This window comes from Streptomyces sp. NBC_01384, from assembly GCF_045040035.1.
In the GTDB taxonomy this organism is placed as follows: Bacteria; Actinomycetota; Actinomycetes; order Streptomycetales; family Streptomycetaceae; genus Streptomyces.
Map to the genome: position 1 here is coordinate 6,644,773 of NZ_CP109559.1, position 12,669 is coordinate 6,657,441.

Annotated in this window: 8 protein-coding genes; 1 reads left to right on the plus strand and 7 read right to left on the minus strand. The window is 71.3% G+C overall.

The window, feature by feature from the left end; genetic code table 11:
• Window positions 1-40 precede the first annotated feature (40 nt).
• The 6 genes from OG747_RS30530 to OG747_RS30555 all read right to left on the minus strand — a co-directional run bounded on the left by OG747_RS30530 (window position 41) and on the right by OG747_RS30555 (window position 9,203).
• On the minus strand, window positions 41-1,786 hold the full coding sequence (locus OG747_RS30530; protein WP_405882581.1) for an ABC transporter ATP-binding protein: 1,746 nt from the start codon (window positions 1,784-1,786) through the stop codon (window positions 41-43).
• Window positions 1,783-3,552: an ABC transporter ATP-binding protein gene (locus OG747_RS30535; protein ID WP_405882582.1), complete on the minus strand. Its 1,770-nt coding sequence runs from the start codon at window positions 3,550-3,552 to the stop codon at window positions 1,783-1,785. The genes OG747_RS30530 and OG747_RS30535 overlap by 4 nt, the downstream gene beginning before the upstream one ends.
• A gap of 30 nt (window positions 3,553-3,582) precedes the next feature.
• Window positions 3,583-5,496, minus strand: a complete 1,914-nt coding sequence (locus tag OG747_RS30540; protein ID WP_405882583.1) for an ABC transporter ATP-binding protein — start codon at window positions 5,494-5,496, stop codon at window positions 3,583-3,585.
• Window positions 5,493-7,295 (minus strand): ABC transporter ATP-binding protein, encoded by a 1,803-nt coding sequence (locus OG747_RS30545; RefSeq protein ID WP_405882584.1) that lies wholly within the window; start codon window positions 7,293-7,295, stop codon window positions 5,493-5,495. The genes OG747_RS30540 and OG747_RS30545 overlap by 4 nt, the downstream gene beginning before the upstream one ends.
• A gap of 160 nt (window positions 7,296-7,455) precedes the next feature.
• Window positions 7,456-7,983 carry a flavoprotein gene (locus OG747_RS30550; protein WP_405882585.1) on the minus strand — a complete coding sequence of 176 codons (528 nt, stop codon included), beginning with the start codon at window positions 7,981-7,983 and terminating at the stop codon, window positions 7,456-7,458.
• Window positions 7,980-9,203, minus strand: coding sequence for a helix-turn-helix domain-containing protein (locus OG747_RS30555; protein ID WP_405882586.1), 1,224 nt, complete (start codon window positions 9,201-9,203; stop codon window positions 7,980-7,982). Before OG747_RS30555 ends, OG747_RS30550 begins: the two co-directional genes overlap by 4 nt.
• Before the next feature lie 544 nt (window positions 9,204-9,747).
• Here OG747_RS30555 and OG747_RS30560 point away from each other — a divergent pair.
• On the plus strand, window positions 9,748-9,954 hold the full coding sequence (locus OG747_RS30560) for a hypothetical protein (RefSeq protein WP_405882587.1): 207 nt from the start codon (window positions 9,748-9,750) through the stop codon (window positions 9,952-9,954).
• A 426-nt stretch (window positions 9,955-10,380) separates the two neighbouring features.
• Here the strand turns inward: OG747_RS30560 and glgX are convergent, their stop codons facing one another.
• On the minus strand, window positions 10,381-12,648 hold the full coding sequence (gene glgX / locus OG747_RS30565) for a glycogen debranching protein GlgX (RefSeq protein WP_405882588.1): 2,268 nt from the start codon (window positions 12,646-12,648) through the stop codon (window positions 10,381-10,383).
• Window positions 12,649-12,669 lie beyond the last annotated feature (21 nt).

The following is a 12,669-nucleotide window of genomic DNA, read 5'->3' on the forward strand; positions in this document are numbered from 1 at the left end:
ACCAGTGGCCGACGCTGGACGCGACCCGATTCGCCGCCTCCTAGTCCCGGTCCCCGTGCCACGTCCGCCACAGCGCCGCGTACGCACCCCCGGCGGTCACCAGCTCCTCATGCGTCCCGAGTTCCGTCAGCCGCCCCTCCTCCATCACGGCCACCCGGTCCGCATCGTGCGCGGTGTGCAGCCGGTGCGCAATGGCGATGACGGTGCGCCCTTCGAGCACGGCGGCCAGCGCCCGCTCGGTGTGGCGCGCGGTCGTCGGGTCGAGCAGCGCGGTCGCCTCGTCGAGGATGAGGGTGTGCGGGTCGGCCAGCACCACCCGGGCCAGGGCCAGCTGCTGGGCGCGCGACCCGTCCGTCCGGTGGCCCCCGGGGCCCAGCTCGGTGTCCAGGCCCTCCGGCAGCTCCCGGACCCAGTCGTCGGCGCCGACGGCGGCCAGGGCCGTCCACAACTCGGAGTCCCCGGCGCCCGGTTCGGCGATCAGCAGGTTGTCGCGGACGCTGCCGAGGAACACATGGTGCTCCTGGGTGACGAGGACGACCTGTCGCCGCAGTTGCTCGGGATCGAGGTCGGCGATCGGCACCCGCCCGACCGTCACCGTGCCGGACCGTGGCGCGTCGACGCCCGCGAGGAGTCGGCTCAGGGTGGTCTTCCCGGCGCCGGAGGGCCCGACGACCGCCAGCCGTTCCCCCGGCCGCACCGTCAGATCGACCCCCCGCAGCACCTCGCCCCCGCGGTCGTAGGAGTAGCGGACGCCCGTCACGTCGATCCGGTCGTCCACCGGGGTGGGGGAGCCGGACGGGACCACCCGTGGTGCCTGCCCCAGCCCCTCCACCCGGGCGAACGAGGCGCTGCTGCTCTGCAGTTGCTCGACCTGCATCAGGATCTGGTCGAGCGGCTCGGCGAGCTGGCGCAGATACAGGGTCGCGGCGACCACCGCCCCCAGGCTCATCGAGCCTCGCGCGTGCAGGGCACCGCCCACCAGCAGGACGGCGACCACGGGAATGACGTACGACACCTCCACGGCCGGGAAGAACACCGAGCGCAGGTACAGGGTCCGCATCCGCTTTTGCCGGGACGTCTCCAGTGCCTCCCGGCTCGCGGCGACCCGGCGTTGCCCCAGCCCGAACGCCTCCACCGTACGGGCACCGGACGCGGTGGCCGCGAGGATCTCGGCGACCTCCGAGGCGGCGGCGCCCTCGGCGAGATACGCGGTGCGCGCGCGGCGCAGATACCAGCGCAGGGCGAACCAGATGCCGACCAGGCCGAGTACCCCGCAGGCGCCGAGCAGCGGGGCGATGACGAAGACCGCGCCGAGAATGAACAGCGCCTGGGCGGAGGAGATGAGCAACTCGGGGCCCGCGTCGCGCAGGGTGTTGCCGACCAGGGTGACGTCGGCGGTGCCGCGCGCGGTCAGGTCGCCGGTGCCGGCCCGCTCCACGACCGAGGCGGGCAGGCTGAGCGCCCGCTCCACGAACTCCTCCCGCACCCGGGCCAGCGTCCGCTCCCCGAAGCGGTGCCCCACGTACCGGGCCCACCGCGCCAGCAGCAGCTGCGCCAGCGAGCACACCAGGATGACGAACGCCAGCCGGTCCACGACGTCCACACCCTCCCCGGCCCGTACGTCGTCGATGATCCGTCCGAGCAGCCAGGGCCCGACCAGACCGGCCGCGGCGGCCAGCGCGTTGAGGCCGAGCACGGCGGCGAAGGCCCGCCCGTCCGCCCGGAACAGCCGCACCGACGCCCGGCGCACCTCGGCGGGTTCGGCGACCGGCAGATGCGTGCTCATCGCACGGCCTCCTCTGCGTCGATGCCGCCGAGGCCGTCAAGGCCGTCGGCGGAGTCGATGTCGTCGAGGGCGTCCACGTCGCGGGCCACCAGCGCCCGGTATCCCGGCTCCCCGTCGAGGAGTTCGCGATGACTGCCGCTCGCCGCGATCTTGCCGTCGACCAGGAAGTACACCGTGTCCACCTGGTCCAGCATCAGCGGTGAGGTGCTGGTGACGACGGTCGTACGGCCCGAGCGCGCGGCGCGCAGCCGGGCCGCCACGGCCGCCTCGGTGTGCGCGTCGAGCGCCGAGGTGGGTTCGACGGCGAGCAGTACCTCGGGGTCGGCGAGCAGCGCCCGCACCAGGCGTACGCGCTGCCGCTGGCCGCCGGAGAGACTGCGGCCCTGTGCGTCGACGGCCGAGTCGAGACCGTCGGGCAGACCGGCGACGATGTCGTCCGCCACGGCCGTGTGCACGGCCCGGGCGATGGCCTGCTCGTCATGCTCACGGCGGCCCGAGACCAGCTCGCGCAGGGTGCCCGCGAACAGGTCGGCCTCGTTGTCCGCGACCAGGATCCGTTCGCGCACCTGTGCCAGGGCGATGTCGTCGAGCCGTACGCCGCCCCAGGTCACCGCCGATTCCGCGTACCGGCCGAGGCGGTCGACGACGGCCTCGGACTCCGCGGGAAGGGCTCCGACCAGCGCGGTGAGCCGCCCCGGCAGCACCCGTACCCCGGAGTCCGGATCGTGCAGCACCGCCGGGGAGGCGGGCGCGTCCCGGGCGTCTGGGCGGTCGGCGACGGGCTCCAGGGACAGGAACCGTACGACGCGCCGGGCGGCGACGACGGCCCGGCTGAGCTGGTAGCCGCTCTGGATGAAGAAGTACACCGGCATCACGAGGACCGCGACATAGCCGTACACGGACACCAACTGGCCGATGGTGATCTCCCCCTGGGCGGCCAGCCGGGCCGCGAGCCAGGTCACGACGGCGAGGAAGAGGGTCGGCAGCCCCATGCCCAGCGCCTGGATCCAGCTGGTCGCCGCCCCGACCCGGTACCCCTGCGCCCGCAACTCCTGCGAATCGCGGCGGAAGGTGTCCGCGAACAGCCCCTTGCCGCCGAGGCCGTTGAGGACGCGCAGGCCGTCCGCGAGATCCCCGATCCGCGCGGTCAGCACGCCCTGCCGCTCGCGGTACTCGGTCTCCGCGCCCTGCAGCCGCCCCATCAGCGGGCCGACGAGCCCGGCGGTCAGCGGCACCCCGAGGAGGATCACCACCGAGAGCTGGAGCGAGACCGACACCAGCAGCGCGGCCACCACGCCGTAGGTGATGATCGCGGCGACGCCGGGGCCGACGACGGTCAGGGACTGGCTGATCGTCTGGACGTCGCCGACGCCGATCGTGACGACCTCCCCGGCGCCGACCTGGCGGGCCAGCGCGGCACCCAGCCGCGCCGACTGCTCCACCACGACCTTGACCGTACGGAAGTTGGCGTCCATCCGGACCTTGGTCATGGTGCGGTGCCGCATGATGCCCAGCCAGGCGTTGAACACCCCGATCCCCAGTACGGCGGCCGTCCAGCCGAACAGCGCACCCTGGTCGCCCGGCTCCAGGCCGTCGTCGATCGCGCGGGACAGCAGATACGGCGGCAGCGCCAGAAGCACCATCCATACGGTGGCGAGCAGCGCGCCGGCCGCGCTCCGCCCCGCCTGTCTGGTGACCAGCCACCACAGATACCGCCACCCGCCCCGGCAGTCGGGCGTCCCCGGGTCCTCGTACGCGTCGATCATCCGGCCCTCATGCCTTTCACTCGCCGTCCGCTATACGAGGCTGTCGCGCCACGCCTGGTGCAGGTCCGCGAACCTTCCGGTGGACGCGACGAGTTCGGCCGGGCTGCCGTCCTCGACGACCCGTCCGTGCTCCATCACCAGCACCCGGTCGGCGATCTCCACCGTGGACAGGCGGTGCGCGATGACCACCGCCGTCCGGCCGCGCAGGACCGTCGACATGGCGCGCTGCACGGCCCGTTCACCGGGGATGTCGAGGGAGCTGGTCGCCTCGTCGAGGATGAGGACGGCCGGGTCGGCCAGCAACGCCCGTGCGAAGGCGACGAGTTGGCGCTGCCCGGCGGAGATACGGCCGCCCCGTTTGCGTACGTCCGTGTCGTAGCCCTCGGGCAGCGCGCTGATGAAGTCATGCGCGCCGATCGCCTTCGCGGCCTGCTCGATCTCCTCACGGCTCGCCTCCGAGCGGCCGATGGCGATGTTCTCGGCGACCGTGCCGGAGAACAGGAAGGCCTCCTGGGTCACCATCACCACCCCGCGCCGCAGCTCGGGCACGGACAGCTCGCGCAGGTCGACGCCGTCCAGCAGGACCCGGCCGTCCGTGGGGTCGTAGAAGCGGGCCAGCAGCTTGGCGAGCGTCGACTTGCCCGCGCCCGTCGAGCCGACGACGGCCACCGTCTGCCCCGCGGGGAGCGTGAGCGAGAAGGTGGGCAGCACCTCGCCGCCGGTGCGGTACGCGAAGCGGACGTCCTCGAAGACGACCTCGCGGCCCGGCTGCGCGGAGGCGAGCTCGGGCAGCTGCCTCGGGGCGGCCGGCTCCGGCACGGACGGCGTCTGGGCCAGCAGACCCGCGATCTTCTCCAGCGAGGCCGCGGCGGACTGATACGCGTTCAGGAACATGCCCAGCCGGTCTATGGGGTCGTACAGGCGGCGCAGATACAGCACCGAGGCGGCCAGCACACCCAGCGCCAGCGAACCCCCGGCCACCCGGTACGCGCCCCACAGCACGATCGCTGCGACCGCCGTGTTGGCGACCAGCCGGGAGCCGACGACATAGCGGGCCATCTCCAGCAGGGCATCGCCGTTCGTACGCTCGTGGCGCTTGTTCAGCACCCGGAACTCCGCGCCGTTGGCCTCCTCGCGACGGAACGCGCGCACCGGCCGGATGCCGTTCATCGTCTCCGCGAACTTCACGATGACGGCGGCGATCGCGGTCGAGCGGAGACGGTAGATGCGGCCCGCGCGGCGCCGGTACAGCCGTACGAGGAGATAGAGCGGCACGAAGGACGCCACCGCCACCGCGCCCAGGCCCGGGTCCAGCCAGAGCAGCATCGCCGAGATGTAGACGAAGGACAGGATCACCGTGATGAGTTCTTGCAGGCCCTCGCTGAGCAGCTCGCGCAGCGACTCGACGTCCGTCGTGGAGCGGGAGATCAGCCTGCCCGAGGTGTAGCGCTCGTGGAAGTCGATGCTGAGCGCCTGCGCATGGCGGAAGATCCGGCCGCGCAGATCGAGCAGCACGTCCTGGTTGACCCGGGCGGACGCGCTGGTGAAGGCGTACTGGAGTACGCCGGCCGCCAGCGAGCACAGCAGGTAGCCGACCCCCACCACGATCAGCGGGCCGTGGTCGTGCGCGCGCAGCGCCGGTACGGCGCGGTCGATGGCGTAGGCGACGAGCAGCGGGCCCGCCTGGACCGCGGCCTGCTGGAGCAGAAGCAGCACGGTCGTCACGACGACGCGGGCCTTGAGCGGGGTGAGGAGGGAGCGCAGGAGCGCGGCGGTGGCGCCCGGGGGAGTGGGCAGGGTGTCGCGGTCGAAGGGGTCCTGGTGCTTCGAGGACTCCCGCGCCGCCCGGTCCTTGCCGAGCGTCCCGCCCGGCTCTCCGTCCGCTTCACCGCCAGGCTTCCCGTCCGGTTCCCTGTCCGGTGCGGTCGTCGTGGGCGCCGTCATCGGTCGGCCTCCTCATCACCTGACATCAGATGGGCGTACTCGGCGTTGCCGCGCAGCAGTTCGTGGTGGGTGCCGACCGCGGCGATGCGGCCGCCGGAGAGCAGGGCGACGCGGTCGGCGAGCAGGACCGTGGACGGGCGGTGCGCCACGATCAGCGCGGTCGTCTCCGCCAGTACGCGGCGCAGCGCGGCCTCGACCGCGGCCTCCGTGTGGACGTCCAGGGCCGACAGGGGGTCGTCCAGGACCAGGAATTCGGGGCGGCCGACCACGGCCCGCGCGAGGGCGAGGCGCTGGCGCTGACCGCCGGACAGGCTCAGGCCCTGCTCGCCGACCTGGGTCGCCGTGCCCTGCGGGAGCGCGTGCGTGAAGTCGGCCTGCGCGACGGCGAGGGCGCGGTCCAGTTCCGCTTCCCCGGCGGTGTCGGCGGCGCCCATGAGTACGTTCTCCCCGACGGAGGCCGAGAAGAGGGTGGGTTCCTCGAAGGCCACGGCCACGCGCGCGCGTAGCTCCTCGCGCGGCATCGCCGTGATGTCCTCGTCGTCCAGCGTGATCCGCCCGGCCGTCACCTCGTGCAGCCGTGGGACGAGGGCGGTGAGGGTGGTCTTCCCGGTGCCGGTCGCGCCGACCAGGGCCATCGATTCACCCGGACGGATGTGCAGATCGATGCGTTCGAGGACCGGGGGCGCGTCCGCGGGGGCGTCGGGGTAACGGAACTGGACGCCGTGGAACCGGAGTCCGCCGTCGCCCTTCCCGGCGGCGCCCGTGGACGTGGTGGCGACCGTGGAGATGGCGGAGGACTCCGGCTTCTCGTCCATCACCTCGAAGTACCGCTCCGTCGCCGTCGCCGCCTCCTGGCTCATCGCCAGGAGGAAGCCGATGGAGTCGACGGGCCAGCGCAGCGCGAGGGCCGTGGACAGGAACGCCACCAGCGTGCCCGCCGAGAGGCGGTCGTCGGCGACCTGGACCGTGCCGAGGACGAGGGCGGCACCGATGGCGAGTTCGGGGAGGGTGACGATGACCGCCAGGATGGAGGCGAGGAGGCGGGCCTTGGCCAGCTCCGTGCCGCGCAGGGTGCGGGACAGCTCGCGGAAGGCGCGGGCCTGGCTGCGATGGCGCCCGAAGCCCTTGATGATGCGGATGCCGAGCACGCTCTCCTCGACGACCGTCGTCAGATCGCCCACCTGGTCCTGCGCCTGCCGCGCCACCAGCGAGTAGCGCCGCTCGAAGAGCCAGCAGACGACCATCAAGGGCGCGGCGGGAGCGAGCAGCACCAGCCCGAGCGTCCACTCCTGGGCCAGCATGATGATGACGCCCACCAGGATCGTCACCGAGTTGACCAGCAGGAACGTCAGGGGAAAAGCGAGGAACTGACGCACCAGCATCAGGTCCGTGGTGCCCCGGGACAGCAGCTGACCGGAGGCCCAGCGGTCGTGGAAGGCGACCGGGAGCCGCTGCAGATGCCGGTACAGATCCGCCCGCATGTCCGCCTCGACCCCCGACAGCGGCCGCGCCACCAGCAACCGCCGCAGCCCGAACAGCACCGCCTCCGCGATCCCGAGCAGCAGCAGATACAGCGCGCCGAGCCAGATGCCCGCCGGGTCGTGGTCGGCCACCGGACCGTCCACCATCCACTTCAGGACGAGCGGGAACACCAGCCCCGTACAGGAGGCGACGATCGCGACGAAGGCCGCGCAGAACAGCCGTGCCCGCACCGGCCGCACGTACGGCCACAGGCGCAGCAGGCTGCGTACGGTCGAATGGCCGGCTCGGTCCCTGGTCGCTGCATCTGGAGTGGACATCAGGGGCGAGCCTACGGTTCGCCACTGACAGTGCCCACCGAGTTTTGGCCGGACCTGAATCGTTCCATGGGCCTAGGGCGGGGTCGTAGTGGCGCATGAGCCCGACTGGCATGGATCAGCCCTGGCAGGGCATCCCGCCGGGGCCGTCGTCGGGCTGCGATCACTCGGGGAGGGCGGCCAGAGCCGCATCCCAGGGGTACGCGTCCAGGTCGCCGTGCTTGGGTACGTGGGGGATGAACCCTCCTTCGCCGAGTAGCACGGTCACCCCGCATTCGCGGAGGACGGACACACTTCGGCCGAGAGCGGGGTGTGCGGCTTGGGCTTGGTTCAGGTAGGGCAGGGCGACGAGTGGCAGTTGTAGCCCGATCGCTTCTGTGACGAGTCCGAGAGCGAGCGTGTCGGCGTGGCCGTCGGCCCACTTGGTCAGCGTATTCAGCGTGGCGGGGGCGACGAGGATTGCGTCCGGCGCGGGCAGCACATCTGACTCGTCCGGCAACTTGTACTGATGGCGTACGGGGTGCCCGGTCAGTTCGCGAAACGCATGAAGGTCATTCTCAAGCCAGCGATGCGCGGAGGGAGTGAGGACGAGGCAGACATCCCATCCGACGGCTTGGGCTTTGCGTATTCCGGTGGCGACAGCTTGGGCGGGCGGAGCGGCGCAGGAGATCAGATACAGGATCTTGGTCACTCGGGTAGTCCACACCGTGCGGCGAGTGCTTGCAAGCGCCCCTCGGCGCTCGCGACACCTAGAAGGCGGAGGTCTTCAACGAGTTGGCGACTGTGGGGGCGGCAGCGTACCTCTTCCTCGGCCTCTTCCTCGGCCAGAAGCAGCGTTTCGACGGCCTTTTCTCGACGGCCAACCTGGGTGTAGCCGCGCGCAAGGTCGACAAGGTGATGGGCGCGGCGCTCGCGCGGCAGGGCATCGCGATGTGGGTCTGGGATGCCTTCAGCGGCGGCGACGGCCTCAGCGCCCTCGCAGAGCCTTACATGGGCGGCTACGCGGTGCACGGCTACGTTGGTCGGACCATACGCGGTGTACATCGCGTTACCGTCCGTGCCGAGCTGCGAGGCATGATGGCCGGCTTGGTCAAGGAGACGGGGAGCGGCGCGGCGGTCCTCAATGGTGGCTGAGGCCATGGCGGCCTTCAGATAGAGCATGCCCAAGACGGAGAGCCCGTCTGCGCCGCGCCCGGTCAGGTCGCTTTCGAGGCGGGCGGCGGAAGCTACGGCGAACTCGACGGCGGCGGCTGCCTGCCCGTGGTGAGTCATGGCGTCGGCAAGATGCCGGGCGGCCGCAGCCATGGTGACCGGGTCTTCGGAGTGTTCGGCGGCCACCACTGACCGGTCAGCGGCAGTGAATGCCAGGCCGGTGTCGCCGAACTTGATGGCTACCGCCTCGACCAGTTGCAGGGACATGGACAACAGACGGAACGATGCGAGTCTCGCGTCTCCCTCGTGCCTGGCAGCAGCGCGGTTGGCGTCGATGAGGAGCCCTGGGACCACGCGACCGAGCGAGGCGAAGTGGCTTGCCTGGAATGCCGTCCAGCCATATTCCACATTGCGGCTCAACGTTTCGACGGGGACCGGCTCAATATCTGTCACGTCGCAAGACCCGGTGATCACGTCGTGCCGTTGCAGAGCACTGCGGATCGCTTCGAGTTCGGTGGCATCCACGCACTCGGTACCTGTGCCGAGCGGAGTGTCCGACAACAGGTCTTCCAGACGCACGGACAGCACCCGGGCCACCCCTTCGAGGATGGAAAGCCGTGGATCGCTCTGCCGCTGTCCTCCTTCGAGGTCTTGGACCCATCTACGGGACTTGTTCATGAGCGCCCCGAAGTCTGCTTGAGTCATCCGGCGGCGTTCGCGCCAGTAGGCAACGCGCCTGCCGATTCCCTTCGTGTCCATCCCCGCTCCCGGCGATCGGCCCATGACGCACGCGGATTGCGTGCCTACTGACCGTTATACCGGCCTTACGGTCTGAGAAGGCAGTGACTCAGCGAAGACCCCGGCGACCGTTCGCGCGGCCCCGGGGCGTGGCCAACCTGAAGGAAGCAGGTCGACATGTCGAAAGCTACAGCCCCGGGTCGGGAGCGCGACCCCGGGGTCAAGATGACCATCCGTGTGTATTCGGTGAACCGTGGCGGCCAAGTCACGCAGGATCGCGGCACCCTGAGCATTATGCCCGGTGAAGGGCCGTTGCCGACGACGGCCGAGTACCCGCCGTGCGAGTGCGTCGGCTGCCGAGGGCGGAGGGCCGCCCAGTGAGTGCTCCTGCCGCCGCTGAAACCCCGTCGCTATCGGCGGAGTGCACGGTCGCGAAGCGGCCCGGGTACCGGAGTCTGCACGCCGACTGCCGCCAGACCGAGGACATGCCCCTGCCCGGGGCCACGGGTGTCCTGTTGGTGCCCCGGTGTGGCTGCGTCTGCCACACGCGGATCGCGGGTGCCTCGTGACGCCGCACGTGTGCCGCCACTGCGACGGACTGATCACGGACGAGGCGGACGGGGTACCGGTCGCGTACGAGCCGTCCAACTCCGGGCCCGGCTGGGAGGTGCGGGCGCACCGTGAGCATGCGCACATGGTGCGGCCCGATCCCGTTGCCGTTGTTCTGTTGGCCCGAATCCGCGTGCTGCGCGCCGCACGGTCCGGCATCTGAACCACCCCCACCCCGCCCCGGTGTTGAAGGGGTCCCATGGCGGCCGTTTCGGGTCAGGGCCGTAACCTGTGTCGCCCGTCTCGGTAGGGGGTGTGGAAGCCCCTGCCGGGGCGGGTCCCGCAACGATCGGCCGTCCATCCGTTTGCGTCCCCGAGGACGGGCGGACGGCCCCCAATCGGCTCGTGTGCGGCGCCACGCCGTGAGGTGTGCCGACTCCTGTGCGAATTAAGGGATTTATCGGCAGACGGCCCTCTGGCGTCTTGCTTGTTGCCGGGAGTCGTCGGCTGTCCGGGCCCGGTTGCGTGGCGCTGTGGGTGAAGTACTTGGAGGCGCCGGTCGTGTCGACCGGTGCTGCATCGCCGCGCGGGAGACTGCGGAACGACACGAGGTCCTTGTCGCACAGTGGCTCCGGCGGGGGCACCTCCCTCACCCCATCACCCGCAACAACAAAACCGCCCGCGCCGGTACCGTGACCGTCCCCCCGGCCCGATGCACCACCCCCGGCGCCCGCGCCTGATCCTCCGCCGAGGTGTCCACCACGAGTTCGTAGCGTGAGGCCCACGGAGGTCCCGGCAGGACGTAACTCACCGGACGGTCCCCGGCATGCAGGACCGCGAGGAAACTGTCGTCCACGACCGGCGCCCCTCTGGCATCGCGTCCCGGGATGTCCCGCCCGGAGAGGTACATCCCGAGCGTCGAGGCCGGCGCGTACCAGTCCCGTTCCGTCATCTCCGCCCCGCGCGGAGTGAACCATGCCAGATCCCGCAGCCCGTCGACGGAGTGCGCCCGCCCGGAGAAGAACGCCCGCCGCCGCAGCACGGGGTGCTTGTGCCGCAGCGCGATCAGACGGGACGTCAGGTCGAATAGCGCCCGCCAGCCCGGCTCCTCCAGCAGACCCCAGTCGACCCAGCTGATCTCGTTGTCCTGGCAGTACGCGTTGTTGTTGCCTCGCTGGGTCCGCCCGAACTCGTCCCCCGCGACGAGCATCGGCACCCCGGTGGACAGCAGCAGCGTCGTCAGCAGGTTCCGCAACTGGCGCCGCCGCAACACCCGTACCCGCTCCTCGTCGCTCTCCCCCTCCGCCCCGCAGTTCCAGGCCCGGTTGTCGTCCGTGCCGTCCCGGTTCCCCTCCCCATTGGCCTCGTTGTGCTTGCGCTCGTAGGAGACGAGGTCGCGCAGCGTGAAGCCGTCGTGGGCGGTCACGAAGTTCACCGAGGCGTAGGGCCGCCGCCCGCCCCACGCGTACAGATCGCTCGACCCCGAGAGCCGATAGCCCAGGTCCCGTACGTCCGGCAGCGCGCCCCGCCAGAAGTCCCGCACGGCGTTGCGGTAGCGGTCGTTCCACTCCGTCCACAGGGGCGGGAAGGCCCCCACCTGGTAGCCGCCGGAACCGACATCCCACGGCTCGGCGATCAGCTTCACCCGCCGCAGCACCGGATCCTGCGCGATGACGGCCAGGAACGGCGACAGCATGTCGACGTCGTGCATCGAGCGGGCCAGGGCAGCCGCCAGATCGAAGCGGAAGCCGTCCACCCCCATCTCCGTCACCCAGTACCGCAGCGAGTCCGTGATCAGCCGCAGGACATGCGGCTGGACCACGTGCAGGGTGTTGCCGCAGCCCGTGTAGTCGGCGTACCGGCGGGCGTCCGACTGGAGGCGGTAGTAGCCCCGGTTGTCGATGCCGCGCAGCGACAGCATCGGGCCCAGCTCGCCCGCCTCCGCCGTGTGGTTGTAGACCACGTCGAGGATGACCTCGATGCCGGCGGCGTGCAGCGCCTGCACCATCCGTTTGAACTCGCCGACCTGCTGCCCGGTCGTCCCGGAGGAGGCGTAGCCCGCGTGCGGCGCGAAGTAGCCGATCGAGTTGTAGCCCCAGTAGTTCTTCATTCCGCGCCGCAGGAGGTGGTCCTCGTGGGCGAACTGATGGACCGGCAGGAGCTCCACGGCCGTCACGCCGAGCCCGACCAGATGCTCGATCGCCGCCGGGTGGGCCAGACCGGCGTACGTGCCGCGCAGTTCCTCGGGAATCCCCGGGTGCAGCCGCGTGAACCCCCGTACGTGCAGCTCGTAGATCACCGAGTCCGCCCACGGGGTCTTCGGGCGGTGGTCGTCCGACCAGTCGTCGTCATCGTGGACGACGACGCCCTTGGGGACGTACGGCGCCGAGTCCCGGTCGTCGCGCACGGTGTCCGCGACCTGCTGCTGGGGCCAGTCGCGGACATGCCCGTACACCTCGGGCGGCAGACTGAAGTCACCGTCCACGGCACGGGCGTACGGGTCCAGGAGCAGCTTCGCCGGGTTCCAGCGGGCGCCGGTCCACGGGTCCCAGCGGCCGTGCACGCGGTAGCCGTAGCGGCGGCCGGGCAGCACGCCGGGGACGAAGCCGTGCCAGATCTCGTGGGTCAGCTCGGTGAGCGGGACGCGCGTCTCGTGGACCTCGCCCTCCCGTTCGTCGAAGAGACAGAGGTCGACGGCCTCCGCCCCGCCCGCCCACAGCGCGAAGTTGGTGCCCGCGGCACCGTCCGGGCCGACGCGGAAGCGCGCCCCGAGCGGGGTCGGGGCGCCCGGCCACACGGACACGGCGGGTGCCGCCGTCCGCTGGGCGCCGTTCAGCGCGGGGGACGACTGCACGGGCAGCTTCTCGCCCGTGGCAGGCCCCTCCGGCACTGCCTCCTGCTCGGCTGCGCTCGACACCGTTCAGCCTCCCGCGGCTCC